Annotated in this window: 21 protein-coding genes; 11 read left to right on the top strand and 10 right to left on the bottom strand. The window is 75.4% G+C overall.

Features of this window, described 5'->3' with window-relative positions; all coding sequences use genetic code 11:
• Positions 1-217: 217 nt before the first annotated feature.
• Positions 218-1,270, bottom strand: coding sequence for a ribosome small subunit-dependent GTPase A (rsgA, locus tag LPU61_RS12655; RefSeq protein WP_229405014.1), 1,053 nt, complete (start codon positions 1,268-1,270; stop codon positions 218-220).
• Positions 1,271-1,449: 179 nt separating this feature from the next.
• Here rsgA and LPU61_RS12660 point away from each other — a divergent pair, with 179 nt between their 5' ends.
• Complete coding sequence (locus LPU61_RS12660; RefSeq protein ID WP_043967480.1) at positions 1,450-2,166, top strand: maleylpyruvate isomerase family mycothiol-dependent enzyme; 717 nt, start codon at positions 1,450-1,452, stop codon at positions 2,164-2,166.
• 6 nt (positions 2,167-2,172) lie between these two features.
• The gene (locus LPU61_RS12665) at positions 2,173-2,826 is read left to right on the top strand and encodes an MBL fold metallo-hydrolase (RefSeq protein WP_043967477.1); all 654 of its coding nucleotides are present in this window, start codon (positions 2,173-2,175) and stop codon (positions 2,824-2,826) included.
• A gap of 30 nt (positions 2,827-2,856) precedes the next feature.
• Here LPU61_RS12665 and LPU61_RS12670 read toward each other — a convergent pair whose 3' ends face one another.
• Complete coding sequence (locus LPU61_RS12670; protein ID WP_043967475.1) at positions 2,857-3,480, bottom strand: DedA family protein; 624 nt, start codon at positions 3,478-3,480, stop codon at positions 2,857-2,859.
• A 10-nt stretch (positions 3,481-3,490) separates the two neighbouring features.
• Positions 3,491-4,264, bottom strand: a complete 774-nt coding sequence (locus LPU61_RS12675; protein WP_229405015.1) for a methyltransferase — start codon at positions 4,262-4,264, stop codon at positions 3,491-3,493.
• A gap of 182 nt (positions 4,265-4,446) precedes the next feature.
• Between LPU61_RS12675 and LPU61_RS12680 the strand changes: the two genes are divergently transcribed.
• The gene (locus LPU61_RS12680; protein WP_043967472.1) at positions 4,447-4,650 is read left to right on the top strand and encodes a cold-shock protein; all 204 of its coding nucleotides are present in this window, start codon (positions 4,447-4,449) and stop codon (positions 4,648-4,650) included.
• A gap of 179 nt (positions 4,651-4,829) precedes the next feature.
• Here LPU61_RS12680 and LPU61_RS12685 read toward each other — a convergent pair whose 3' ends face one another.
• Complete coding sequence (locus LPU61_RS12685) at positions 4,830-5,345, bottom strand: MarR family winged helix-turn-helix transcriptional regulator (RefSeq protein WP_043967471.1); 516 nt, start codon at positions 5,343-5,345, stop codon at positions 4,830-4,832.
• A gap of 184 nt (positions 5,346-5,529) precedes the next feature.
• On the opposite strand from LPU61_RS12685, the gene LPU61_RS12690 reads away from it, so the two are divergent.
• Entirely contained in the window at positions 5,530-7,701 is a 2,172-nt protein-coding gene (locus LPU61_RS12690; RefSeq protein WP_082106549.1) for an efflux RND transporter permease subunit, read from the top strand.
• Between the two features lie 92 nt (positions 7,702-7,793).
• On the opposite strand, the gene LPU61_RS12695 is transcribed toward LPU61_RS12690, so the two are convergent.
• Positions 7,794-9,212 carry a DedA family protein gene (locus tag LPU61_RS12695; protein WP_229405016.1) on the bottom strand — a complete coding sequence of 473 codons (1,419 nt, stop codon included), beginning with the start codon at positions 9,210-9,212 and terminating at the stop codon, positions 7,794-7,796.
• A 137-nt stretch (positions 9,213-9,349) separates the two neighbouring features.
• On the opposite strand from LPU61_RS12695, the gene typA reads away from it, so the two are divergent.
• Positions 9,350-11,218, top strand: a complete 1,869-nt coding sequence (typA, locus tag LPU61_RS12700) for a translational GTPase TypA (protein ID WP_229405017.1) — start codon at positions 9,350-9,352, stop codon at positions 11,216-11,218.
• Between the two features lie 54 nt (positions 11,219-11,272).
• Positions 11,273-12,139 (top strand): serine hydrolase, encoded by an 867-nt coding sequence (locus LPU61_RS12705; protein WP_043967469.1) that lies wholly within the window; start codon positions 11,273-11,275, stop codon positions 12,137-12,139.
• 405 nt (positions 12,140-12,544) lie between these two features.
• On the opposite strand, the gene LPU61_RS12710 is transcribed toward LPU61_RS12705, so the two are convergent.
• Positions 12,545-13,342 carry a tyrosine-protein phosphatase gene (locus LPU61_RS12710; protein WP_043967467.1) on the bottom strand — a complete coding sequence of 266 codons (798 nt, stop codon included), beginning with the start codon at positions 13,340-13,342 and terminating at the stop codon, positions 12,545-12,547.
• Positions 13,343-13,386: 44 nt separating this feature from the next.
• Here LPU61_RS12710 and LPU61_RS12715 point away from each other — a divergent pair, with 44 nt between their 5' ends.
• Positions 13,387-14,484 carry a mandelate racemase/muconate lactonizing enzyme family protein gene (locus LPU61_RS12715; protein WP_229405018.1) on the top strand — a complete coding sequence of 366 codons (1,098 nt, stop codon included), beginning with the start codon at positions 13,387-13,389 and terminating at the stop codon, positions 14,482-14,484.
• Positions 14,485-14,542: 58 nt separating this feature from the next.
• Positions 14,543-15,511: an NlpC/P60 family protein gene (locus tag LPU61_RS12720; protein ID WP_229405019.1), complete on the top strand. Its 969-nt coding sequence runs from the start codon at positions 14,543-14,545 to the stop codon at positions 15,509-15,511.
• Between the two features lie 62 nt (positions 15,512-15,573).
• Here LPU61_RS12720 and LPU61_RS12725 read toward each other — a convergent pair whose 3' ends face one another.
• Positions 15,574-16,572 (bottom strand): TerC family protein, encoded by a 999-nt coding sequence (locus tag LPU61_RS12725; RefSeq protein WP_043967463.1) that lies wholly within the window; start codon positions 16,570-16,572, stop codon positions 15,574-15,576.
• A gap of 414 nt (positions 16,573-16,986) precedes the next feature.
• Between LPU61_RS12725 and LPU61_RS12730 the strand changes: the two genes are divergently transcribed.
• Both LPU61_RS12730 and LPU61_RS12735 read left to right on the top strand, forming a co-directional pair.
• Positions 16,987-17,280 carry an antibiotic biosynthesis monooxygenase gene (locus LPU61_RS12730; protein WP_043969328.1) on the top strand — a complete coding sequence of 98 codons (294 nt, stop codon included), beginning with the start codon at positions 16,987-16,989 and terminating at the stop codon, positions 17,278-17,280.
• Positions 17,281-17,505: 225 nt separating this feature from the next.
• On the top strand, positions 17,506-18,276 hold the full coding sequence (locus tag LPU61_RS12735) for an SDR family oxidoreductase (RefSeq protein ID WP_229405020.1): 771 nt from the start codon (positions 17,506-17,508) through the stop codon (positions 18,274-18,276).
• Between the two features lie 64 nt (positions 18,277-18,340).
• Here LPU61_RS12735 and LPU61_RS12740 read toward each other — a convergent pair whose 3' ends face one another.
• Positions 18,341-19,294 (bottom strand): helix-turn-helix transcriptional regulator, encoded by a 954-nt coding sequence (locus LPU61_RS12740; protein WP_082106547.1) that lies wholly within the window; start codon positions 19,292-19,294, stop codon positions 18,341-18,343.
• Positions 19,295-19,394: 100 nt separating this feature from the next.
• The gene (gene uvrB / locus LPU61_RS12745; RefSeq protein ID WP_043967459.1) at positions 19,395-21,503 is read right to left on the bottom strand and encodes an excinuclease ABC subunit UvrB; all 2,109 of its coding nucleotides are present in this window, start codon (positions 21,501-21,503) and stop codon (positions 19,395-19,397) included.
• 414 nt (positions 21,504-21,917) lie between these two features.
• On the opposite strand from uvrB, the gene LPU61_RS12750 reads away from it, so the two are divergent.
• Positions 21,918-23,696, top strand: coding sequence for a hypothetical protein (locus tag LPU61_RS12750; RefSeq protein WP_229405021.1), 1,779 nt, complete (start codon positions 21,918-21,920; stop codon positions 23,694-23,696).
• A 49-nt stretch (positions 23,697-23,745) separates the two neighbouring features.
• Here the strand turns inward: LPU61_RS12750 and coaE are convergent, their stop codons facing one another.
• On the bottom strand, positions 23,746-24,930 hold the full coding sequence (gene coaE, locus LPU61_RS12755; protein ID WP_229405022.1) for a dephospho-CoA kinase: 1,185 nt from the start codon (positions 24,928-24,930) through the stop codon (positions 23,746-23,748).
• Between the last annotated feature and the right edge of the window lie 546 nt (positions 24,931-25,476).

Here is a 25,476-nt window from a genome sequence, read left to right on the forward strand (position 1 = left end):
CGGGACGGCCCCGAACGGTCGTGCGGGCGCAGAAGAAGCGCCTCGGCAACTCTAGCCCCGAGGTACGACAACTTTCCGCGCCCGCACATTCCCCCAGCTCAACCCGGTCGCGCCGGGCCCCGTCACGGCCCCGGCCCATCGCCCTCGCCCGGCACCGACACCCCGGCGACCGGCCGCCGCCGCGGTCAGCTCCCCGCTACCCCGGCAACACCGACAGTCACGGCCGGGCCGTCCGTCGCCGCCCGCCGCGCCAGCCGCCCCGGCGCTCGGCGGCCAGCCGGGCCTCCCGACGCCGGCTCTCGAAGGCGACCTCCCGCTGCAACCGGCGCCAGCTGTCGTACCGCCGGACGGCCAGCTCCCCGGCGGCGAGGGCGTCGCGCACGGCGCAGCCCGGCTCGGCGTCGTGCGCGCAGTCGCCGTACCGGCAGCCCGTGGCCAGCGCGGCGATGTCGGCGAAGGCCCGGTCCAGGCCCGCCGCGCCGTCGAGCAGGCCGACCGCGCGTACCCCCGGGGTGTCCAGCACCGCGCCGCCGCCCGGCACCAGCACCAGCGCCCGCCAGGTGGTGGTGTGCCGGCCCTTGCCGTCGACCCGGCGGATCGCCTGGGTCGGCATCACCACCGCCCCGGCCAGTGCGTTGACCAGGCTCGACTTGCCGGCCCCGGACGGGCCGAGCAGGGCGAGGGTGCGGCCCGGGGCGACGTGCGGGCGCAGCGCGTCGAGGCCGTCGCCGCGCTCGGCGCTGACCGGCAGCACCGGCACCCCGGGCGCGACGCCGGCGAGCTGCCGGGCGATCGCCGCCGGGTCGGCGGCGAGGTCGGCCTTGGTGAGCACCACCAGTGGCGTGGCCCCGGACTCGTGCGCCAGGGACAGCAGCCGCTCGATGCGGGCGACGTCCGGCTCGGGGTGCACCGGCTCGACGACGGCCGCGGCGTCGAGGTTGGCGGCGAGCACCTGCCCGCTGGCGTCCTTGCCGGCGGTGCGACGCACCAGCGCCGTGCGCCGGGGCAGCACGGACTCGACGGTGACCGGCCCGTCGGGCCAGGCGTGCAGCAGCACCCAGTCGCCGGCGCAGGGCAGCCGGGTCAGGTCGCGGGCCGCGTCGGCGAGCACCGCCGCGCCGAGGGTGGCGCGGACCGGCCCGTCCGCGCCGAGCACGGTGCACACGCCCCGGTCGACGCGGGCCACCCGGCCCGGAGTCCGGCCGGCGCGGGTGCGGGCGTGGGCCGCCCGTTCGGCGTCCCAGCCGAGGGCGGTCAGTTCGATGGACATGGCAACCTCTTCAGGGTCGGTGGATACGGTGGGGCGACACGCGTGCTTCGACCGGCATGGGCACCACCTCCTCCGAGTCCCCGGTGTCGCGTTGCACCGCCGACGGTAGGGGCCGCGCCGACGCGCCGAAAGCGATTTCCACGGCGACGCCGGGGCCGCGGGCGGCTAGGGTTCGGTGCGTGACCGCGGACCCGCTGCTGCTGACCGGTGACCTCGACGACGCCACGGCCCGGCTGCTGCGCACCGCCGCGGCCCTCGACGACGCGGACGTCGCCGCGCCGTCGCTGCTGCCCGGCTGGACCCGGGCGCACGTGCTGACCCACCTGGCCCGCAACGCCGACGGGTTCGTCAACCTGCTCACCTCCGCCCGCACCGGCGAGCGGATCCCGATGTACGCCAGCACCGCGGCCCGCGCCGCCGACATCGCCACCGGGGCGGCCCGAACGCCCGCCGCCCTCCTGGACGACCTGCGCCGCTCGGCCGAGCGGTTCGCCGAGGCGGTCGCCGCGATGCCCGTGCAGGCGTGGGCGGCGACCGTGGAGACCCGGCGCGGCCCGTGGCCGGCGGCCATGCTGGTCTGGGGGCGGCTGCGGGAGGTCGAGGTGCACCACGTCGACCTGGCTGCCGGCTACACGCCGGCCGACTGGCCGGAGGCGTTCGCCCAGCGGCTGCTGCACGAGGTCACCGCCGGCCTCGCCGGCCGGGACGACGCCCCGGCGCTGGTGCTGCGCTTCGACGGCAGCAGCCACGAGGTGGTCGTCGGCGATCCCGACGGCGCACCCACCGTCACCGGCCCCGCCCACGGGCTCGCCGCCTGGCTGACCGGCCGCGGCGGCGCCGACACGCTCGCCGTCACCCCCGACGGTCCCCTGCCGACCCCACCGGAATGGATGTAAGGACGCATGACCTACAGCGGAGACGTCAGCCCCGGCGGCGCGCCGGCCGTACGCGAGCTCGACGGGCTCACCATCACCAAGGTGTCGGTGGGGCCGATGGACAACAACGCCTACCTGCTGCGGTGCCGCGACACCGGCGAGCAGCTGCTGATCGACGCGGCCAACGAGGCGCCCCGGCTGCTGGAGCTGGTCGGCGACGCCGGCCTGGCCACCGTGGTCACCACCCACCAGCACATGGACCACTGGGTCGCGCTGGAGGAGGTCGTCGCGAAGACCGGCGCGCGGGCGCTGGTGCACGCCGACGACGCCGCGGGCCTGCCGATCCCGGCGCAGCCGCTGACCGACGGCGACACGGTGGCCGTCGGCGACCGCGAGCTGGAGGTGATCCACCTGCGGGGGCACACGCCGGGCTCGATCGCCCTGCTCTACCGCGACCCGGCGGGCGTGCCGCACCTGTTCACCGGCGACAGCCTCTTCCCCGGCGGGGTCGGCAACACCGACCGGGACCCGCAGCGGTTCGGTCAGCTCGTCGACGACGTCGAGCACCGGCTGTTCGACCGGCTGCCCGACGAGACCTGGTTCTACCCGGGGCACGGCCGGGACAGCACCCTCGGCGCGGAGCGCCCGTCGCTGCCGCAGTGGCGGGCCCGCGGCTGGTGACCGGCGGCGGCGCCGTCGCCCGCCCGGGGCTCAGGCCGCCGGGGCGGCGGGGACGGCGCCGCGCAGCCCGCGGCGCGTGACGAGCAGCACCACGCCGGCCAGCAGCAGACCCACCGCCATGGTGACCAGCAGCGGCGAGACGTCCACCGGCAGCAGCCCGGCCAGCGAGCGGGACAGCGTGCCGAGGGCCACGTAGAGGCCGGCCCAGAGCGCGGCCCCGACGCTCGCGCAGGCCAGGAACCTGCGGTACGACATCCGCAGGCCGCCCGCGGCCAGCGGCAGCAGCGCGTTGAACACCGGCAGGAAGGGCGCGACCAGCACCATCCGGCCGCCGCCCCGGCGCAGGACGGACTCGGCCGCCGCCCAGCGGGACTCCCCGATCCAGCCGCCGACGCGGCTGTGCCGCAGCCGGTCGCCGTAGCGGCGGCCGACGAGGAAGCTCAGCGACCAGCCGGCCACGCAGCCGGCGACCACGGCGGCGACGGTGCTCGCGGCGGTGGCCGGCCGCCCGACGCCGACCGCGGCGAGGACCGCGACGTCGCCGGGGACCAGCACCCCCACCAGCGGTACGGCGTCGAAGAGCATCACCACCCCGAGCACCCCCACCAACAGGATGGTGGGCAGCTCCCCGACCTGGTGCGTCCATTCCGCCATGGTCCGTACGCTACGGCCGGTCCGCCACGTCCGGCATCGGGTTTGATCCCCCAGCCGACCCTGATCCCGCCTCGGGGTCAGGCCCGCCGGCCCGGGGCCGCAGCACCTCCACCCGGCGCACCGGGGAGTCGACGGCCGGCTCGGTGGTGGGCACCCGGTAGCTGGCCACCGGGTCCAGCAGGTCGCGGGGCAGGTGCCCCCGGCCGGGGTCGCCCACCAGCACCCGCGCGCCCCGGGCCACGGCGCGACGCAGGAACGGCAGCATCCGGCCCGCCATCTCCCGGTCGTAGAAGACGTCCCCGGCGACGAGCAGGTCCGCGTCCGGCGCGTCGGAGTCGAGCAGGTCCTCGCCCATCGCGGCGACGGCGACCCGGTTGGCGCGGGCGTTGACGGTGACCGCCGCGACGGCGTACGGGTCGATGTCGTTGGCCACGACCCGGGCCGCGCCGGCCAGCGCGGCGGCGATCGCGACGAGCCCCGAGCCGGCGGCCAGGTCGAGCACCCGGCGGCCGGCGGCCAGCTCGGGGTGGTCGAGCAGGTGCCGGGCCAGGGCTTGGCCGCCGGCCCAGGCCGAGGCCCAGTACGGCGGCGGCAGGGCGTGGCCGGCGGCGGCCTCCATCCGGGCCCACCAGACGATGGCGTCCTCGGCGAGGTGCAGCCGCACCTCGGGCACGAAGGGGGTGGCGACGAGCCGCAGGCGGTCCAGCCCCTCGCCCGGCACGTCGATCTCCCGCTCCAGCACGGCCAGCGCGGTGGCTGCGGGACTTGTCATCGGGGCAAGCATGCCGCAGGCGGGGCGCCGCCGGGCGGGTTTTCCCAGGGCTGCGCCCGGGGCGCGGGCATTTTCGGATACGCCCTGCGGCACTTCGTCCAGCAGATCCGGGTTTTGCCGGTTACTCTCGGGGAGGTACAGGGCGATCATCGACCAGCGGTCGGTGCTCACCCGCTTTGAACAGGGAGAGATGCATGGCTACCGGCACGGTCAAGTGGTTCAACTCGGAAAAGGGCTTCGGCTTCATCGAGCAGGACGGCGGAGGTCCGGACGTGTTCGTCCACTACTCGGCCATCGCGTCGAGCGGCTACCGGGAACTCAACGAGGGCCAGAAGGTCGAGTTCGAGGTGACCCAGGGGCAGAAGGGCCCGCAGGCGGACAACGTCCGCGCGATGTAGCTCCGTGCCGGTGACGGCGGTCGGGTCGACGATCCCGGCCGTCGCCGCAGCGCACCCGCGCCCGCCGCGCCCGGCGTACTCCGCCGCGCGGCGGGCGTTTTCTCTGTTCTGCCAGGCAGTTCCGTTGCCGGCGGCGGGCACGTCACCCGCCCCGGTCGCCCGCCGGCCGGGCGGGCGGGTCAGCGCGGTTCGCGGTGCGCCGGCTCCGGGCGGGTCGCCCGGACCTGGTCGAGATGCTCCCGCATGGTGGCCACCATGACCGTCATGAAGCGGCGCACCACCTCCAGCTCGTCGTCGCTGAAGCCGGCCATCGCGGCGTCGGTGCGGTGGCCGAGCGGCTGGAAGAACTCCATGGCCAGCGCGGCGCCCCGGTCGGCGTAGCGCAGGAAGACCTTGCGGCGGTCGCCGGTGTCGCGGTCACGGCGGACGTGGCCGGCGCGCTCCAGCCGGTCGATCAGGGCGGTCACCGAGCCGGAGGACAGGTTGAGCTTCTCCCCCAGCCGGCCCGGGGTGATCGGGGCGCCGGCGAGTTCGGCGTCCATGACGGCGATGAGCGCGTGCAGGTCGGTGCCGTTGAGGCCGTGCAGGCCGGCGAAGGCGTGCCCGATGTGCTGGGCGTCGGACGAGTAGCGCCGCAGATCGTTGGTGATGTCGGCGACGAGCTGCTCGCGTCGCGTTTCCCGTCTCCGGTACATGCCGTGCGTTGCCACGACGTCGCTTCCCCTCCCCCCGTGCGTGCCGGTTGCAGCATAGTCGAGCTGTCGATAATCTCGCTTATCAAGATACTCGGCAGGCGCGACAATCGGGTCCTTCGCGATCGCCGGCCGAGCCCGCCCACCGGTGCCCCGCGCCCCACCCCGACAACCACGAGGGAACCCGATGTCTGTGTTCACCCGCGTCGCCCGCGGCCGGCTCGCCGCCTGGCTCACCGTGGCCGCCGCGATCGTCCTCAGCGCGGTCGTCTTCGGGCTCCCGAAGCCCGACAACCCCGCCTCCGTCTCGTCCACCGGGCTGTCCGTGCAGTGGCAGTCCACCCAGGTCGAACGGCTCCAGGACGAGCTGCCCTCCCGCGACGTCCAACCCGCGATCGTCGTCGTCAGCCGCGCCGACGGCGCCCCCCTCACCGAGCCGGACCGCGCGGCGATCACCGCCCGCGCCGGCGAGCTGGGCCGCTTCGCCGTCGGCGGTCGGGTCAGCCCGCCGCAGACCTCACCCGACGGCACCGTGGCGCTGCTCGCCGTACCGATGTCCACCGCCGACGGCCAGACGGCCGTCGCCGACGCGGTGGCCGACCTGCGCGCGGCCCTCGACGGCCTGCCCACCGGCCTCACCGCGCAGGTCACCGGCGCCCCCGCGTTCACCGCCGACCTGACGCAGGTCTTCGAGGGCGCGGACGTCACGCTGCTCGCCGTCACCGCGGGCGTCGTCGCGCTGCTGCTGCTCGTCACCTACCGCAGCCCGTTCCTGTGGATCGTGCCGCTCGTCGTCGTCGGGGCCACCGAACAGCTCACGCTGCGGGCCGTCGACACCATCGTCCCCGCCCTCGGCATCCACCTCCAGGAGGGCGCGGTCACCGGCATCGCCAGCGTCCTCGTCTTCGGCGCCGCCACCGACTACGCCCTGCTGCTCATCGCCCGCTACCGGGAGGAACTGCGCCGCGAGGCCGACCGCTTCGCCGCGATGCGCGCCGCCCTACGCCGCACCGCCGAACCCATCCTCGCCAGCGGCGGCACCGTCGTGCTCGGTGTGCTCACCCTGCTGCTGTCGGAGCAGGAGAACAACCGGGCCCTCGCCGTGGCCTGCGCCACCGGCATCGTGTTCGCCATGCTGTCGGCGCTGTTCGTCCTCCCCGCCGCGCTGGTGCTCTTCGGCCGGGGGCTGTTCTGGCCGTTCGTGCCCCGGGTCGGCGGCCCCGCGCGTGAGGGCCGGCTGTGGGGCCGGCTCGGCACCGCCGTCGTCCGCCGCCCGCTGCCGGTCGCGGCGCTCGCGACGCTGCTGCTCGCCGGCCTCGCCCTCGGCGGGCTCGGCATCCGCACCGGCCTGTCCGAGACCGAACAGTTCCGGGTGAAGCCCGAGGCCGTCGCCGGCGCGGAGACCCTCGCCCGGGCCTTCCCCGCCGGCACGACGCAGCCGGTCGCCGTCCTGACCACCCCGGCGGCGACGCCGGCCGTGGTGGCGGCCGCCACCGCCGTACCCGGGGTGGCCTCCGCCCGCCCCGGGGACGCCGGCACCGCCGTCGCCCAGGTCGACGTGGTGCTCGAGGCCGAGCCGGGCAGCGCCGACTCGGACCGCGCGATCGAGGCGCTGCGCGCCGCCGTCGCCGCGGTTCCCGGCTCCGCCCCGCCCGCCGTCGACGGCGTCGAGCGGTTCGACGGCGCCGTCGTCGGCGGCACGGTCGCCGCCACGTACGACTCCAAGGAGGCCGACGGCAGGGACCTGCGGCTGATTCTTCCGATCATCCTGCTGCTCGTCGCCGCGGTGCTCGTGCTGCTGCTGCGCGGCCTGGTCGCCCCGGCCCTGCTCGTGCTCACCGTCGTCGCCTCGTTCTTCGCCAGCCTCGGCGCGGCGTGGCTGCTGTTCGACCTCGTCCTCGGGTTCCCGGCGCTCGACAGCGGCGTCCTGCTGCTCGCCTTCGTCTTCCTCGTGGCCCTCGGCGTCGACTACAACATCTTCCTCGTCACCCGGGCCCGCGAGGACGCCCGCCGCACCGGCACCCGCGACGGCATGCTCTCGGCCCTGCGCGTCACCGGCGGCGTGATCACCAGCGCGGGGGTGCTGCTCGCGGCGGTCTTCGCCGTCCTCGGCGTGCTGCCGCTGATCCTGCTGACCCAGATCGGGGTCATCGTCTGCATCGGCGTGCTGCTCGACACGCTGCTGGTGCGCACGGTCCTCGTGCCGGCGCTGGTGTTCCTGCTCGGCGACCGCTTCTGGTGGCCCGGCCGGATCCCACCGGCACCCACCGGCGACGCACCCGACGGCGACGCACCCGACGCCGGCGACGCGGGGCGGGCGGGGCGCGACGGGGCCGAGCCGGCGGCGGCCCGGAGCTGAGGACCGCGCGGGCGGCGGCGGGGACGGGACCACCGCCGCCGCCCGCGCGCCGGTCCGGGCAGCGCGCCGGGCCGACGGACCCGGCCCGCTGCTCACCCCGGCGCCCCCGGGGCGGCCCGACCGACGGCCGGGCCGCCCGCGCCGACCGCCCGGTCCCGCGTCGCCCAGGCGACCATGAACAGCGCCGTCCAGGCCACCCCGAGCAGCACCGAGGTGATCGTGCTGCTGGCGGTGCCCTGCCCCAGATAGAGCCGCGCGCCGCCGATCGCCGCCACCCCGGCCGCCGCGGCCGTCCACGCCGCCACCGTCACCGGCCAGGGCGAGCCCCGCGACAGCAGCCAGGCCAGGGTGCACAGGCTCGCCGCCATCACCGCGTTCTGCGTCGCGAACAGGACCCCCTCCTCGCCGGAGGCGAGCCGGCCCGGCGCCACCACCTCGGCGACCACGGCGAGCACCACCAGCGGCAGGAACGCGCCGACGGTGCCCACCACGTCGAGCAGCTCGGCCCGCGGCAGCGCCCCGCCGCGACCCGGGCACGGACGCTGCCGCCACGCCCGACCGGCGGCCACCACCGCCACCAGCGCGATCAGCACCGAGCCGCGCGACACGGACACCACGGTCAGCGCGACCTCCGCCGCGCCCGGGGTACGCCGGTCGGCGAACCAGCCGGCGATCGCGTCGTCGACCACCGCCAGCCCGCTCCACCGCATCGCCGCCCCGAGCAGCCAGGCGATGGCCACGCCGGCCACGAACAGCAGCACCAGCCCCGCGGCCAGGTTGATCAGCAGCGTCCAGCCGGGGCCGACGCGCATCGCCAGCAGGAAGAACAGCACCCCGTACCGGGCGGCGAGCCAGCGCAGCGGCGGCAGCGCCGCCGCCCGGGCCAGCAGCGCCCGTGCCGGATCCGGGTGGCGGCCCAGCCAGCGGCCCACCAGCACCACGGCGAGCACCCCGCCGAGCAGCACCAGCACCGCGCCGGTGGCCCGGCCCAGCAGCCGCGACACCGTCTCGTACGACTCCCCGGCCAGGTTGCCCGCCAGCACCGACCCGCCCACCCAGGTCACCACGCCGGCGAGATTCCACGGCGCGAACCGGCGGTACGGCATGCCGGCCGCCCCCGCCAGGCGGGGCGCGAGGGTGCGGGCGAACGCCACCCAGCGGGCGGTGAGGACCCCCCGCCCGCCGAGCCGCTCCAGCAGCACGTCGGCGCGCCGCCACCGGTGCGGGCCCACCCGCGCCCCGAAGCCGGACGCGCGCAGCCGGGGACCGTAGCGGCGGCCCGCGCGGAACGCCAACGTGTCCCCGGTCACGGCTGCGACAATCATCACCAGCAGGGCGGGGCCGAGCCGCAGCGCGCCGGTGTACGTGAGGAAGCCGACCAGCAGCAGCGTCGCCTCGCCCGGCACCAGCAGCCCGACGATCACCGCCGTCTCGCCGGCCACGATCGCCGCGGCGACCAGGTAGACCAGCAGGGGCGGCAGGCCCTGCACCGAGTTCAGCAGATCGTGCACGACGGCCCCCGGCTCACGCGGCCAGCATGACAGCCGGGCCGCCGGCACCGACAGCCACGCACCCACCGGATCCGGCCGGCGGCCGGGGGGCGACCCCGACGCGGCGCCTGATCCGCGCAGGCGGGAGGATGGAGCCCATGCAGCTTCGCACCGACCTCCGCAACGTCGCCATCATCGCTCACGTCGACCACGGCAAGACCACCCTGGTCGACGCCATGTTGCGGCAGGCCGGCGCCTACGGCGCCCGCGGCGAGACGACCGAGCGGGTGATGGACTCGATGGACCTCGAAAGGGAGAAGGGCATCACCATCCTGGCCAAGAACACCGGCGTGCGCTACCTGCCGGCGGACGGGTCGGAGCCGGTCACCATCAACATCATCGACACCCCGGGCCACGCCGACTTCGGCGGCGAGGTCGAGCGCGGCCTCACCATGGTCGACGGCGTGGTGCTGCTGGTCGACGCCAGCGAGGGCCCGCTGCCGCAGACCCGCTTCGTGCTGCGCAAGGCGCTGCGCGCCCGGATGCCGATCATCCTGGTGATCAACAAGGTGGACCGCCCCGACGCCCGGATCAAGGAGGTCGTGGACGACACCTACGAGCTCTTCCTCGACCTGGACGCCGACGAGGAGCAGATCGACTTCCCGATCGTCTACGCCTGCGCCCGCGACGGCATCGCCTCGCTCACCCAGCCCGCCGACGGCTCCGTCCCACAGGACAGCACGAGCCTGGAGCCGCTGTTCCGCGCCCTGCTCGACACCATCCCGCCGCCCGCCTACGAGCAGGACGCGCCGCTGCAGGCCCACGTCACCAACCTCGACGCGTCGCCGTTCCTCGGCCGGCTGGCGCTGTGCCGGGTCCGGCAGGGCACCATCGCCAAGGGCCAGACCGTCGCCTGGTGCCGCACCGACGGCAGCACCCAGCGGGTCCGCATCTCCGAGCTGCTGATGACCGAGGGCCTGGAGCGCAAGCCCGCCGACTCGGCCGGCCCCGGTGACATCATCGCCGTCGCCGGCATCCCCGAGATCATGATCGGCGAGACGCTGGCCGACGCCGAGAACCCGATCCCGCTGCCGCTGATCACCGTCGACGAGCCGGCGATCTCGATGACCATCGGCACCAACACCTCGCCGCTGGTCGGCCGCGTCAAGGGTGCCAAGGTCACCGCCCGGATGGTCAAGGACCGCCTCGACAAGGAGCTGGTCGGCAACGTCTCGCTGCGGGTCCTGCCCACCGAGCGCCCCGACGCCTGGGAGGTGCAGGGGCGCGGCGAGCTGGCCCTGGCCATCCTCGTCGAGCAGATGCGCCGCGAGTCCTACGAGCTGACCGTCGGCAAGCCGCAGGTCGTCACCCGGAAGATCGACGGCAAGATCTGCGAGCCGGTCGAGCGGCTGACCATCGACGCCCCCGACGAGTACCTGGGCGCGATCACCCAGCTCCTGGCCACCCGCAAGGGCCGGATGGAGCAGCTGGTCAACCACGGCACCGGCTGGATCCGGATGGAGTGGCTGGTCCCGGCGCGCGGCCTGATCGGCTTCCGCACCGAGTTCCTCACCGACACCCGGGGCACCGGCATCCTGCACCACGTCTTCGAGTCCTACGAGCCGTGGTTCGGCGAGCTGCGTACCCGCAACAACGGCTCGCTGGTCGCCGACCGGGCCGGCGCGGTCACCTCCTTCGCGATGATCAACCTCCAGGAGCGCGGTCAGCTCTTCGTCGAGCCCACCACCGAGGTGTACGAGGGCATGATCGTCGGGGAGAACTCCCGCTCCGACGACATGGACGTCAACATCACCAAGGAGAAGAAGCTCACCAACATGCGAGCCTCGACCTCCGACGAGACCGAGAAGCTGATCCCGCCGCGCAAGCTGTCGCTGGAGCAGGCCCTGGAGTTCTGCCGCGAGGACGAGTGCGTCGAGGTCACCCCCGCCGCCGTCCGCATCCGCAAGGTCGTGCTCGACCAGACCCAGCGCGCCCGCGCCACGGCCCGCCGCAAGCACGCCGGCTGACCCCTGCCGCCGGCCCCCGGACGACCGGGGGCCGGATCGGCTACCGTCACCCGCATGATCTGGGACGAGCTCGACGCCCGCCTGGACGCACTGCCGGGCACCGTCTCGGCGTACGCGGGCCGGGTCGACGCCCCGGCGAGCTGGACCCGGCACCCCGACGCCACCCACTACGCGGCCAGCACCATGAAGGTCGCCGTGCTGCTGGCCCTGCACCGGGCCGCCGAGGCCGGCACGCTCGACCTCGACGCCCCCGTCGACGTGCGCAACGAGTTCGACTCCGCCCTGCCCGACGCCCCCCGGTTCGCCTGCGCCCGGCACTACGACAACGACGAGGCCGTCTGGGAGCGGGAGGGCGGCCACGCGCCCCTGCGTTGGCTGGCCGAGCGGATGATCGTGCGCTCCAGCAACCTGGCCACCAACCTCTGTCTGCGCCACGTCGGTCTGCCCGCCGTCGCCGACGCGTGGGCGGCCGCCGGCGCCCGGCACAGCGTCACCGGGCGCGGCATCGAGGACTTCGCCGCCCGCGAGGCCGGCATCACCAACCTGGTCACCGCGGCCGACCTGGCCGCCCTGCTCGGCGGGCTGACCGCCGGCGCGACCCGCCCCGGCCCCCTCGCCTCCCCCGCCGGCTGCGCCGCCATGCTCGACGTCCTGTTCGCGCAGGAGTTCCGCGAGGACCTCGCCGCCGGCCTGCCCGACGGCGTCCGCATCGCCCACAAGAACGGCTGGGTACGCGGCGTGCGCCACGGCGCCGGCGTGGTCCACCCGGCCGACGCCCCGCCGTACGTGCTGGTCGTCTGCACCACCGGCGACCCGGCCGGCGGCGGCGCGGCGGACGGGGACGCCTGCCGGCTCCTCGCCGACATCTCCGCCCGGGTCTGGGCGGCCCGCCACGACCTGCGCCCGGCCGCAGCGGCCTGAGGGCCTCGGCTCGGCCCGGTGCCGAGCCGGGCCGGTGGCCGGGCGCGGCACCGAGCCGAGGGCCGGGCACGGCGTCGGCAGGTAACTCTGGGAAATGCCGCGGCACGTCGAGACGACCTGCCGCACGCCCTTTGCTCTGCACCCACGGACGCAGCAGTCACGCAGCGCATCGGACCGCCGCTCCCGCCCGCCGCCTCCACGCCAGGCTTTCCCCAGCTCAACGATGTGTTGCGTCGATGGGTGCAGAGCAAAGGGAGCGCATAAGGTCTGTTCGGGTCGCAGGGAACTGACGCAGAGTAAAGATTGGCCGCAATCGGTCTCGCCTCCCGCAGTCGTCACCGCACGTAACCAGCGAACGGCGGGCCGGGCAACAGCGGCCGGCCGGGCACCCCGCAGCGACGGGGCTCAGTCCAGCAGGTTGTCCCGCAGCGCCGCCAGGTGCGCCCGCGTCAGCCCCAGCCCGTCGCGCAGGTACGCGTCGAACGAGCCGTGCACCCGCCGGACCTCCGCGTACGCGGCGTCCAGGTATTCCTCGCGCACCTCCATCAGCGGCCGGATCGCCGCCTCCGCCAGATCCGGCTGCCGGGCCCGCATCGCGGCCAGGACGACCTCCTTGAGGCTCTCCGTCTGCGCGTTGGTCCGCAGGTAGTCCGCCCGGATCGCCGCCTCGTCCACCCCCAGCGCGGTGAGCAGCACGACCGACAGCCAGCCCGTGCGGTCCTTGCCGGCCGAGCAGTGGAACAGCAGCGGCAGGTTGCCCGCGTCGGCGGCCAGCCGGGCCGCCCCGCCGAAGCCCGCGCGGGCCGCCTCGCCCGTGACGAACCAGCGGTAGATCTCCGCCATCGCCGCCGGGCTGCCCTGCAGGGCCAGCGCCGTCTCCGCGCGCAGGTCGTGCCCGAGCAGCACCTCCGACACGGCCGTGAAGACCGGGTGCGCCGGGTCGTACACCGGCAGGCGCACCACCCGGGGCTCGCCGGGCAGCCGGTTCGGCGGCGCCGCCGCGATCTCCGAATCGTCGCGCAGGTCCACCACGCAGGCCGGGGCGATCTTGCCCAGCACCGGCAGGTCCTCGTCGGTCAACCGGCCCAGCGCCGGGGTCCGGACCAGCCGGCCGGCCCGCACCCGGCGGCCGTCGAGCCCCACCATGCCACCGAGGTCGCGCGCGTTCGGCGCCCCCACCAGCTCCCAGTCCCGCCCGCCCATTCGGCCTCCCCTGTCGTCGCCGGGTCACCTATAGGGTGCCGCACATGACGATCACCGCGGTACGCACCCATCGGCTTTCCGCGCCCCTGCACACCCCGTTCGTCACCGCGCTGCGCCGCACCACCACCACCGACACGCTGATCGTGGAACTCGTCGACGACGACGGGCGCTCCGGCTTCGGCGAGGCCCCGCAGGTGTGGCAGGTGACCGGGGCGTCGCTGGCCGGGGCCGAGGCGTGCGTGCGGGAGATGCTGGCACCGGGGCTGGTCGGCCGGGACGCCGACGACCTCGTGGCCCGGTGCGCCGAGGTGCGCCGGGCGGTGGCCGGCAACGAGGCCGCCAAGGCGGCGGTGGACACCGCCCTGCACGACCTGGCCGCGCGCCGGCTCGGCGTACCCCTGGTGCGGTTGCTCGGCGGCACGGCCCTACGCGTGCCGACGGACGTCACCCTCGCCGCGGGCGACGCCACCGACCTGGCCGCCGCCGCACGGCAGCGGCGCGGCGAGGGGTTCTCCGTGCTCAAGCTGAAGGTCGGCACCGACGCGGCCGGCGACCTGGAGCGGGTCCGGGCGGTCCGGGCGGCCGTCGGCCCCGACGTGCGCATCCGGCTCGACGCCAACCAGGGCTGGACCCCCCGCGAGGCGGTCCGGGTGATCCGCGGCATCGAGGACGCCGGCCTCGGCGTCGAGCTGGTGGAGCAGCCGGTGTCCCGCTGGGACCTCGACGGGCTGGCCTGGGTCAGCGACCGGGTGGGCGTGCCGGTCCTCGCCGACGAGTCGGTGTTCGGCGTGCGTGACCTGGTCGAGGTGATCCGCCGCCGGGCCGCCGACATGGTCAACGTCAAGCTGGCCAAGTGCGGCGGCCTGCACGCCGCCCGCACGCTGCTGGACCTCGCCGCCGAGCACGGCGTCGGCACGGTCGTCGGCTCGATGATGGAGAGCCAGGTCGGGCTCGGCGCCGCGGCCAGCCTGGTCGCCGCCCACGGGACCAGCGCCGTCTCCGACCTCGACGCCGCCTGGTGGCTGGCCTGGTCGCCGGTGCGGGGCGGCATCCGGTACGACGGGGCGACCGTCGTGCTGCCGGACGCGCCCGGCCTCGGCATCGACTCCGTTACTGAAGCAAAGATTCAGCCGACCGATTGATAGGTGGCGCTTTCTTTCATAGGGTCGCGACAGGGACACCGCGAACTGGGGGGTGGACGTGAAGCTGCAACCGGGCCGCGAGGCCGTCGTCCGGGTCGCGGTCGCGACCCTCTGGTCCCGCCCCGAGGCGGTACGCCCCGTCGACCGTCCCGCCCTCGACGCGCCCGCCGACGTCGCCGCCTGGATCTCCGGCATGGACGCCGACCAGCAGGTCGGCGAGTGCGTGTTGAGTCAGCTGCTGCTCGGCGAGCGGGTGCTGGTCACCGCCCTGCGCCCGGACGGCTGGGCGCACGTCGTGGCCGTCGAGCAACCGGCGGCCCGGCTCGACCCGCGCGGCTACCCCGGCTGGCTGCCGGCGGCCCAGCTCACCCCGCGGCCGGCCCACGCCGCGCCCGCCCCGGACGACGCCGCCCCGGCCCCGGCCGACAACCAGGGGGCCCCGGTCGGTCCCTGGGTCGTCGACGCGACCGTCACCGCCCTGCACGCCGCCCCGGCCGGCGAGCCGGTCGTCGCCGGGGTCATCCTCGGCACCCGACTGACCCTGGCCGGCCCCCCGGTGGACGGCTGGCGGCCGGTGCACGCCCCCGGCCAGGACCGGCCGCTCTGGCTGCCCGACGCGCACCTCGTGCCGCCGCCCACCGCACCCCCGTCCCCGGCGGACGTGCTGACCGTCGCCGCCCGGCTGCGCGACGTGGCCTACGTGTGGGGCGGGGTGTCGGCGTACGGGATCGACTGCTCCGGCCTGGTGCACCTGGCCTGGCGGCGGTTCGGCGTGGTGCTGCCCCGCGACGCCGCCGACCAGGCCGGCGCGACCACCCCGCTGCCCCTGGGCACGGAACGCGTCGGCGACCTCTACTTCTTCGCCCGGCCGGGCCGACAGATCCACCACATCGGCTTCGTCAGCGCCGCCCCGGACGGCGACGCCGACCGGCGCATCCTGCACGCCTGCTACCGGCACCGTCGGGTCCTGGAGGAGGCGATGCCGGCCGACCGGACCGCCACCCTGGTCGGCGCGCACCGGGTCTGAGCCGCCCGACACGCCGAAGGGGCGCTCCCGGTGCCGGAAGCGCCCCCGTTGCCGCGATCGGCTCAGCCGCGCGCCGACGCCAACTCTCGCCGCCGGTCCCGGGCCGACTTGATCAGGCTGGCCACGGTCGCCACCGAGAGGGTGCCGAGGATGACCGTCAGGGACAGCCAGATCGGGATGTGCGGGGCCCAGGCCACCGGGTCGCCGCCGTTGACGAACGGCAGGTTGTTGTCGGCCAGTGCCTCCAGCACCAGCTTGACGCCGATGAAGCCGAGCACCACCGCCAGGCCGTAGCTGAGGTAGATCAGCCGGTCCAGCAGCCCGCCGAGCAGGAAGTAGAGCTGGCGCAGGCCCATCAGCGCGAAGACGTTCGCAGTGAAGACCAGGTACGGCTCCTGGGTGATACCGAAGATCGCCGGGATCGAGTCCAGCGCGAAGATCAGGTCGGTGGTGCCGATGGCGATCATGACGATCAGCATCGGGGTGAACAGCCGGCGGCCGGCCTCGTGCGTGGTCATCTTCGCGCCGTCGTAGTCCCTGGAGATCGGCAGCGCCTTGCGGCTCCACCGGATCAGCAGGTTCTCGCTGAACTCGTCCTCGTCCGGCTCGCCCTGACGGGCCAGGTTGACCGCCGTGTAGATGAGGAACGCGCCGAAGATGTAGAAGACCCAGGAGAACTGGGTGATCAGGGCCGCACCGGCGGCGATGAACCCGCCGCGCATGAGCAGCGCCAGCACGATGCCGATGAGCAGCACCTTCTGCTGGTACTGCCGGGGCACCCCGAAGCGGGCCATGATGATCACGAAGACGAACAGGTTGTCCACCGAGAGGCTGTACTCGGTGAGCCAGCCGGTGTAGAACTCACCGGCCACCCCGGGGCCGGAGAAGACCCACAACCCGGCGCCGAAGAGCAGGGCCAGCCCGACGTAGAAGCCGACCCACAGGCTCGACTCGCGGACGCTCGGCTCGTGTGGTCGTCGGCCGATGATCAGCAGGTCGACGACGAGAACCGCTGTCAGTGCGACGAGGGTCCCCGCCCACACCAATCCGGACACGTTCAATCCCATCCTCCGGCAGACACACGGCGTCGGGCACACCGTACGCCCGCCGGGGCGGGTGGGTGTGGCGACGCGGACACTGGTGGCTGTCGGAGGTCTCTTCCGTCGCCGACCCGCGGGCGGGCCGACAACCTACGGAGCCGGGTCGCGCCGCCGGGGGCGGTCGACCGTGCTGACGACTCCGTCGCGGGGGAATACTCCCCTCCTTCGCGACCCATTGTTCACCATCGCGAGGCCGGAGCGCATCTCCTGCTTTCACCCGGGGGGCTCTCAGCGGGCTTCCAGTGACGGATCTCTCCGCGCGTCCGGCTTCCTAGGAGACCATCCCGTGTCGTGCCGGCGCTGATCTCCACGCCGGCGGTGGACACGGCCACCCCGGCGGCCCGGCCTCAGCCGGCACCGTGCGAGGCTCTGGGCATGGTGCTTGAGGTTGCGCTCATCGACGTGACGCCCGGACACGAGGACGACTTCGCCGCCGCGTACGCGCGGGGGCACGAGATCCTGGCCGGCACGCCCGGCTGCCGCTCCGTGCGGATGACCCGGGGCGTCGAGTCGCCGACGCGGTTCGTGCTGCTGGTCGAGTGGGATTCCGTCGCCGCCCACGAGGAGAACTTCCGCGAGACCGAGCGGTTCCAGCAGTGGCGGGCGCTGATCGGCCCGCACTTCGCCGGCCCGCCGCTGGTCGAGCACTTCGTCGACGTCCCGGCCTGAGCCGGCGCCCCTGAACCGGCACGTCCGAGCCGGCGTCGCCGCCTCGGTCGACGCCCCGGCCCCGGCCGGTCCCCGCCCCGTCGCGCCGAGAGTGTCGTACCCCCCGGCTACGGTGCGCTCGCGCGCGCGGCCACCGGTCCCGGCGGGCTCGGGGTTGCCGGGCCCGGTGGCCGCGCGGCGATAATCGCTGGCGGTCCTCACCTCTGCGGGCTTGGCTTGTCAGCCATGACGGAACGCATCGCTCTCGTGACCGGCGTCAGCCGGCACCCCGGCATCGGCGCCGCGGTCGCCCGCGCCCTGGCCTCGGCAGGCCACCGGCTGCTGTTGACCGGCCTGCCCGACTACGACGACACGCAGCCCTACGGCGGCGACCCCGAGGGCGTGCCGGCGCTGCTCGCCGAGCTGGGCGACCGCGCGGCCCACGTCCGGGCCGACCTGCTCGACCCGTCCGCACCGGCCGCCCTCGTCGGCGAGGCCGTCCACCGGTTCGGCCGCCTCGACACGGTGGTGGCGGCGCACACGTACTCGACGCAGACCCCGCTGGGCGGCCTCGACGCCACCGAGATCGACCGGCACCTGCTGGTCAACGTCCGGGCCACCCTGCTGCTGGCGGAGGCGTTCGCCGCCGGGTTCGCCGCCGGTAGCGACACCGACGGCGGCCGGCTGGTGCTCTTCTCCAGCGGGCAGCGGCTGGGCCCGATGCCCACCGAGCTCGCGTACGCGGCGAGCAAGGCGGCCCTGGAGAACCTGACCGTCCAGCTCAGCCCGCTGCTCATGCCGAAGGGCATCACGGTCAACTGCGTCAACCCCGGCCCCACCGACACCGGGTACGCCGAGCCCGGCGCCCATGCCCTCGTGGCGCGGCTCTTCCCCGGCGGCCGCTGGGGGACCCCCGAGGACGCCGCCCGGCTCGTCCGCTTCCTGTGCTCCGCCGACGCCCGGTGGATCACCGGTCAGGTCATCGACTCCGAGGGCGGCTTCAACCGGTACCGGTGACCCCGCCCGCCGCCGGTGCGGGCACCGGCCGGCGCGGTGCGGCGGGTCGGCCCCGGGGGCGAGGTCAGTCCTGCGGCAGGCGGGGACGGGGCAACACGGCACCCTCCGGCCGGGCCCCCACCGACGGCTGACCGCCGAGGTCGGCCGCAGCCGGCAACGACGGGTCGTCGGCGAGCCGGGCCAGCAACGCCGCCGTCTCCGTCGCCGGGAGCGCGGCGTCGAGCAGCCGGTCGATCACCGCGTCGTACCAGCCGAGGTCCGACGGGGAGACGAGCCGCACGTCGGTGGTCAGGGCTTCCAGCATCACCGTGCGCGGGTCGGCCGGGTCGGGGAACGAGTATCGGGTGAACGGGGTCAGCGGGTGCGCGCCGCCGGCCGTCACGCCGGGCGGGACCACCCGGATCGTCACGTTCGGCCGGCCCGCCAGGGTGACCAGGTGGCGCAGCTGCTCACGCCAGATGCCGTCGGGCACGCCGCCCGGATCACAGGCCGCAAGCTCCAGCAGCGCCGTGTAGCGGGGTGGCTCCGCCCGGTGCAGCACCTCCTGCCGGACCAGCCGGGCCCGCACGTCGGCCTCCACGTCCACGTCGGGATGCAGCAGCCGGGCGACCCCGAGCCGCAGCCGCGCGTACGCCGGGGTCTGCAACAGCCCGGGCACCACGGCGGGCTGGTATTCCACCACGGTGGCGGCCCCGGCCTCCAGCTCGGCGTAGGCGCGTTGCCGCTCCCCCATCCCGCCGAGCGTCTTCCACCAGCCGCGGCCCGTCGCCGCGTCCCGGGCGATGACGATCAGCGCGTCACGCTCGTCCGGCGCGACCCGGTAGACGTCCAGCAGGTCGAGCACGTCGGCGAGATCCGGCCGGCTCTGCCCCAGCTCGATGCGGGACAGCTTGGAGGTGGACGCCCAACCCAGCCGGTCACAGACCTGCTCCAGCGTCAGCTCCTCCCGCCTGCGCAGCTGGCGCAACTCGGCTCCGAGTCGCGCCCGTCGAATCACCGGACTCGTTGGCAACGGCATCCCCGCCTCCCCAGGACGGAGAGTACGCAGATCGATCACTCGCTGCAATACCTCGCTTGCTTACGGCAACGGAATCCGAGGCCCCGGAAGGGCCCGACGGTCACTTCACGCCGGCCGCGTCCATCCCCCGCAACTCCTTCTTGAGGTCGGCGACCTCGTCGCGGATCCGGGCGGCCAGCTCGAACTGCAACTCCCGCGCGGCGGCCAGCATCTGGTCGTTGAGCTCCTGGATGAGCTGGGCCAGATCGGCCCGCGCCATCCCCTCCCGCGACGGACCGGCCGCGCCGGCCCGGCTGCGGCTGCGGGTCTCCTTGACCGGTGCCTTGCCCCGCGACAGCTGCCGCGCCGCGCCACCGACCCGGGAACTCTCGGTGTCCTCCGCCTCCCGGTAGATGTCGTCGAGAATGTCGTGGATCTTCTTGCGCAGCGGCTCGGGGCTGATCCCGTGCGCCTCGTTGTGGGCCACCTGCTTGGCCCGGCGCCGGTTGGTCTCGTCGATCGCCTCCGCCATCGACGGGGTGATCTTGTCGGCATACATGTGCACCTGACCGGAGACGTTGCGGGCCGCCCGGCCGATGGTCTGGATCAGCGACCGGCCGCTGCGCAGGAAGCCCTCCTTGTCGGCGTCCAGGATCGCCACGAGGGACACCTCGGGCAGGTCCAGACCCTCGCGGAGCAGGTTGATGCCCACCAGCACGTCGTACTCGCCCTTGCGCAGCTCGCGCAGCAGCTCGACCCGGCGCAGCGTGTCGACCTCGGAGTGCAGATACCGCACCCGGATGCCGTTCTCCAGCAGGTAGTCGGAGAGGTCCTCGGCCATCTTCTTGGTCAGCGTGGTGACCAGGACCCGCTCGTCGCGCTCGGTGCGCAGCTTGATCTCGTGCATCAGGTCGTCGATCTGCCCCTTGGTGGGCTTCACCACCACCTCGGGGTCGATCAGGCCCGTGGGGCGGATCACCTGCTCGACGAACTCGCCCTGGGCCTGCTCCAGCTCCCAGGAGCCGGGGGTGGCGGAGAGGAAGACCAGCTGGCCCACCCGCTCCAGGAACTCGTCGAACCGCAGCGGCCGGTTGTCGGCGGCGCTGGGCAGCCGGAAGCCGTGGTCGATGAGCATCCGCTTGCGGGAGGCGTCGCCCTCGTACATGCCGCCGATCTGCGGGATCGTCACGTGCGACTCGTCGATGACGGTGAGGAAGTCGTCGGGGAAGTAGTCGAGCAGGCAGTGCGGCGGGCTGCCGGGCAGCCGGCCGTCGATGTGCATCGAGTAGTTCTCGATGCCGGAGCAGAACCCGACCTGCCGCATCATCTCCAGGTCGTAGGTGGTGCGCATCCGCAGCCGCTGGGCCTCCAGCAGCTTGCCCTGCCGCTCCAGCTCGGCGAGGCGCTCGGCCAGCTCCGCCTCGATGTCGCGGGTGGCCCGCTCCATCCGCTCCGGCCCGGCGGCGTAGTGGGTGGCCGGGAAGATCATCAGGCTGTCGACCTCGCGGACCACGTCGCCGGTGAGCGGGTTGAGGTAGTAGAGCTTCTCCACCTCGTCGCCGAACAGCTCCACCCGCACGGCGAGCTCCTCGTACGCCGGGATGATCTCCAGCGTGTCGCCGCGGACCCGGAACGTGCCCCGCTGGAACGCCATGTCGTTGCGGGTGTACTGGATGTCGACGAGGCGGCGCAGCAACTGGTCGCGGTCGAGCTCCTGCCCGACGGCGACCCGGACGGCGCGGTCGAGGTATTCCTCCGGGGTGCCCAGACCGTAGATCGCCGAGACGGTGGCCACCACCACCACGTCCCGGCGGGTCAGCAGCGACATGGTCGCCGAGTGCCGCAGCCGCTCGACCTCCTCGTTGATCGAGGAGTCCTTCTCGATGTAGGTGTCGGTCTGCGGGATGTAGGCCTCGGGCTGGTAGTAGTCGTAGTAGGAGACGAAGTATTCCACCGCGTTGTGCGGCAGCAGCTCGCCGAACTCCTTCGCCAGCTGCGCGCAGAGCGTCTTGTTGGGCGCCAGCACCAGGGTGGGCCGCTGCAACCGCTCGACGAGCCAGGCCGTGGTGGCGCTCTTGCCCGTGCCGGTCGCACCGAGCAGCACGGTGTTGCGGTCGCCGCGCCGCACCCGGCGCTCCAGGTCGTCGATGGCGGCCGGCTGGTCGCCGGCCGGCTGGAACTCGCTGACGACCTGGAAACGGCCGTCGAGCCGGGGAATGTCGAGCGCCATGACCCCACCGTACGCCCGGGGTCCGACAAGGCGGGACGACTACCGTCGGTCCGTGATCGGCTTCGATATTCGCATTGTGTGGCGGATTTCACCGCGCTAGGGTATGGCCGTAGGCCGCTCGCGGCGGCCGTCCGGGCCGGCGGCTCGGCCCTCGACGGTCGACACGCCCCCGGCACAGGGGTCGCAGCACCCGGACATCACCGGCGTGCGCACCCGACGTGGTCGCGCACAGGCGCAGACCGGCCGCCGCGAGCGCCCCCAGCCGCCCGAGGCGCGCGTCACCTGTCCCGCACGCCACACGTTCATCCTCGCGTGGAGAACTCCCCCGGGCCGACACCCCGCCCCGCCCGGCCGATCCGGCCGACGCACCCGCTTGCCGAGGGCCCGGCCCGGCCCACGGCGACGCTCCCCCTCGTGGTCGCCCCCGCCCGTGGTCGGCGCGGCGACCGGGGGCCCGCAGCGCACCGCGCCCGGCCGGGCGGCGGACGCGGCGGCGCGGGCCGGGACGGAGGCGGCAGCGGGGGCGGGCGCCGGCGCGCCGCCGTGGTCGCGCTGGGCGTGGTCGCCGCCGCTGCGGCGGCGGGCCTGGTCGTCGGACTGCTCACCTGGGTGCCGGCGGCACCGGAGCCGTCCCGGCCGCTGACGCCGGCGGAGGCGGAGCGCCTCGCGGCCGTGCGGGTCACCAACCACCGGGACGTACGCTCCGGCGTGCGCCTGACCCTCGGCGAGGCCGGCGCCCGCACCGACGTCGTGGGCTGGGTCGACTGGTCCCGCCCGCTGGCCTACCTGGACGTGGGCGGGCCCGGCGCCGGCCCGGACCGGGGGCTCCTCCAGGCGACCCCCGAGCTGCTGCTGACCCGGCCCGACCCGACCGCGGTGCCCGCCCCTGCGTATCCGCCGCTGGTGCCGCCGACCGACGGCTGGCGGGTGGGCGACGCGGCCGCCGCCCGGTCCCTGCGTCCCGCGGTCGCCCTGCTCTTCGCGCTCGCCGCGCCCCGACCCGAGCGGGCCGGGCACTTCCCGGCCGACGACGCCCGGTGGCTGGCCCCGGCCGAGGCCGGCGGGCTGCCGGTGGACGTGTTCCGGTCCCGCCTGCCCGGCGACGCCGTCGGCAGAGCGCTTCCGGCCCCTGCGAGGCCGAGCGGCGGGGCCCGCCCCGGCGGCACGGCGAGCCGGAGCACCCCGACCGGCCGGCCCGCCGCGGCAGGCCCGGAAGATCCCGCCGGGCCGCCCGGGTCGACGCCGCGCGAACCGGGGCCGCGCAGGTCGACGCCGGAGGGGGCGGCACCGGGTGCGCCGGCGGCGCCGAGGCCGGCCAGGTCGGGGGCGAGCGCGTCGGCCCCGGGCACGGCGGCGCCGGCCGGCACCTGGTCCGCGCCCACGATCAGCCTGCCGACCGCGGTCCCGCCAGCCGGGCCGCTGCTCGACGGGGCCGCCCGCTGGTGGGTCGACCGGGACGCCCGGCTGCACCGGCTGGAGGGACGCCTGCGGGACGGCGCACCGGTGACGCTGGAGTTGCAGCGGGCCAACCGGCCGGTGCTGTGGCCGGTGGCCGCGCTCGGTGGCCGCGCGGGGCTGCCCCGGGCGCTCACCGGCCCCGAGGAGGACCGGCTGGCCCGGTTGGCGACCCGGATGCGGGCCCAGGGCGGTGCCGCCGCCACGCTCACCGCGCCCGTCGCCCCGGGCCGGGCCGTGGCCGGCACCGGCTGGCTCAGCTGGACGGCGCAGGCGGCGTACCTGTCGGTCGGCGGCACCGGCGCGTGGCCCGGCCGGACGCTACGCCGCTACGACGCCGCCGGGGTCTGGTCGGCCCCGGCGACCGGCGACCCGGCCGCCCCGCCGCCGCTGCCACCGCCGCGCACCGGGTATGCCTGGCACCACCGCCCACCCGACGCGGACGACGTCGACCTGCTGCTGGCCGCCGCGCTGCGCGTCGGCGCGGCGACGGAGCCGACCGCCCGCCCGGCGACCCGGATCCGCGGGGACCGCCTCGCCGACCGGGCGGTCGACGTGATCGAGGTGGACGCGGAGCGCGGCACGCTGCGCTGCTGGATCGACCGGTCCGGGCTGCTGCGCCGGCTGGAGCTGCGCACCAGGCTCGGCACGTACGCCCAGCTCGACCTGGCGCCGGGCCCGGTGCCGGCGCTGCCGCCGGTGGCCACGCCGTCGGCGAAACCGCGCGCCCCGCGCTGACGCCGCCGGACCGGCCAGGCCGGGCGGAGCGGCGACGCCGGCAGCCGGCTCAGGGCCGCCAGCCGGTGCGGGCGGCCCACTCCTCGGCGCGGCGGTGCTCCTCGTCGAACCACGGATCCCGGGCCGTGGTGTTGGGGGAGCCGCCGTCCGGCGCGCTGGCCGCCAGGTCACCCTTGAGCGTCAGGTACGCGGCCCGCCGGTCAGGGTCGGCGCGCAGGTGGTCGCGCATCAGCAGCGCGTACCGCCAGCCGGGCGAGCCCTCCGGCCGCAGGTGCAGGCGCACCGGGCGGCCGGGGTCGGCGCTGCCGTGCAGCCGCTTCTCCCACCGGTCGCCGCCCGCCGGGCGGGGGCTGTCCCACCACTGGCCGCGCATGCGCGGGAAGCCGGCCGCGGCGAGGCGCTCGGCGAGGACGCCGTCCGCCTCCGCGAGGCTCGGCACGGTCACCTGGATGTCGATGACGTCCCGGGCGGCGATGCCGGCGACGGCCGTCGAGCCGACGTGGTCGAGCCGCGGATCGGCCGGGGCGAGCACGTGCCGCAGCCGGGCGGCCAGCCGGGCGTACTGCTGGGGCCAGGTCGGATCGGGGCCGGTCAGGGCGGTCCCGTCGGGTTCGGCCACCCGGCGGAGCCGGACGTTCTCCTCGTAGGGCAGCAGCCGGTCCCGCCACAGCCCGTCCACCTCGGCGTGCAGCTCGTCGAGGGTGCCGTCGTTGTGCAGCACCACGTCCGCGACCGCATCCCGGCGGGCGTCGTCGGCCTGCGCGGCGATCCGCCGCTCGGCCTCCGCCCGGCTCATCCCCCGGTCCCGCGCCAACCGGCCCAACCGGACGGCGACCTCCGTCTGCACCACGACCACCAGGTGGTACGTCGGAGCGAGCCCGACCTCGACCAGGAGCGGCACGTCGTTGACCACGACGGCGTCGGGTGCCGCCGCGGCGGCCAGCTCGGCGGTCCGCGCGCGGACCCGGGGGTGGGTGATCGCCTCCAGCCGGCGGCGGGCCGCCTGGTCGGCGAAGACCAGCCCACCCAACGCGGCCCGGTCCAGGGCCCCGTCGGGGCCGACGACGCGGTCGCCGAAGGCGGCAACGATCTCCCTGAGCCCCTCGCTGCCCGGGGCGACCACCTCGCGGGCGATCCGGTCGGAGTCGATCACCACCGCGCCGAGCGCGGCCAGCCTCGCCGCGACGGCGCTCTTGCCGGAGCCGATCCCGCCGGTCAGTCCCACCATCAGCACCGCAACAGTCAACCGGATCGGCACCCGCACCGCCAAACCGGCCGGCGACGGACCAACGGGGCCGACTCCCGCCCCGCTCGGACCCTGGACCGCCCGCCCGGGCGCTAAGCCGGTCGGTCGGACCCTGGACCGCCCGCCCGGACGCTGGGCCGGCCGGGCGGACCCTGGACCGAGCGGGCATTGGCGCGCTCGGACGCTGGCCGGCCATCGCCGCCTCCGAACAGCGCCGCCTCTGGTCGGCGTCGCTTCTCGTCAGCTTCTCTTCTGGTCGGCGTCAGCACTCGATCGTGGATCGAGTGGGCTCCGGCCGGGAACGAGGCCACTCGATCCATGATCGAGCACGATCTTGCCGGGCGGCAGGGCTGGGCTGGGTGGCAGGGTGGCAGAGGGCGCGGGCGGCCAAGAGCCGGCCAGCCAGACAAGGCGGGCAGGCGGGCGGGTAGGCGGAAGGCGGAGAGGGGAGGGCGCGAAGGGCGGAGGGTCGCGCGGCGAAGGGAGGGCGGAAGACGGGGCGCGGGAAGTGCGGACCGGAACGACGACGGGCCC

This window comes from Micromonospora sp. NBRC 110038, from assembly GCF_020884815.1.
Taxonomy (GTDB): Bacteria; Actinomycetota; Actinomycetes; order Mycobacteriales; family Micromonosporaceae; genus Micromonospora; species Micromonospora haikouensis.

What these genes read in the sequence shown, in the direction of transcription:
- rsgA (WP_229405014.1), bottom strand. Translation starts at nt 1,270, where the DNA reads ATGTCCATCGAACTGACCGCCCTCGGCTGGGACGCCGAACGGGCGGCC.
- LPU61_RS12665 (WP_043967477.1), top strand. Translation starts at nt 2,173, where the DNA reads ATGACCTACAGCGGAGACGTCAGCCCCGGCGGCGCGCCGGCCGTACGC.
- LPU61_RS12670 (WP_043967475.1), bottom strand. Translation starts at nt 3,480, where the DNA reads ATGGCGGAATGGACGCACCAGGTCGGGGAGCTGCCCACCATCCTGTTG.
- LPU61_RS12675 (WP_229405015.1), bottom strand. Translation starts at nt 4,264, where the DNA reads ATGCTTGCCCCGATGACAAGTCCCGCAGCCACCGCGCTGGCCGTGCTG.
- LPU61_RS12680 (WP_043967472.1), top strand. Translation starts at nt 4,447, where the DNA reads ATGGCTACCGGCACGGTCAAGTGGTTCAACTCGGAAAAGGGCTTCGGC.
- LPU61_RS12685 (WP_043967471.1), bottom strand. Translation starts at nt 5,345, where the DNA reads ATGTACCGGAGACGGGAAACGCGACGCGAGCAGCTCGTCGCCGACATC.
- LPU61_RS12690 (WP_082106549.1), top strand. Translation starts at nt 5,530, where the DNA reads ATGTCTGTGTTCACCCGCGTCGCCCGCGGCCGGCTCGCCGCCTGGCTC.
- typA (WP_229405017.1), top strand. Translation starts at nt 9,350, where the DNA reads ATGCAGCTTCGCACCGACCTCCGCAACGTCGCCATCATCGCTCACGTC.
- LPU61_RS12705 (WP_043967469.1), top strand. Translation starts at nt 11,273, where the DNA reads ATGATCTGGGACGAGCTCGACGCCCGCCTGGACGCACTGCCGGGCACC.
- LPU61_RS12710 (WP_043967467.1), bottom strand. Translation starts at nt 13,342, where the DNA reads ATGGGCGGGCGGGACTGGGAGCTGGTGGGGGCGCCGAACGCGCGCGAC.
- LPU61_RS12715 (WP_229405018.1), top strand. Translation starts at nt 13,387, where the DNA reads ATGACGATCACCGCGGTACGCACCCATCGGCTTTCCGCGCCCCTGCAC.
- LPU61_RS12730 (WP_043969328.1), top strand. Translation starts at nt 16,987, where the DNA reads ATGGTGCTTGAGGTTGCGCTCATCGACGTGACGCCCGGACACGAGGAC.
- LPU61_RS12735 (WP_229405020.1), top strand. Translation starts at nt 17,506, where the DNA reads ATGACGGAACGCATCGCTCTCGTGACCGGCGTCAGCCGGCACCCCGGC.
- LPU61_RS12740 (WP_082106547.1), bottom strand. Translation starts at nt 19,294, where the DNA reads ATGCCGTTGCCAACGAGTCCGGTGATTCGACGGGCGCGACTCGGAGCC.
- uvrB (WP_043967459.1), bottom strand. Translation starts at nt 21,503, where the DNA reads ATGGCGCTCGACATTCCCCGGCTCGACGGCCGTTTCCAGGTCGTCAGC.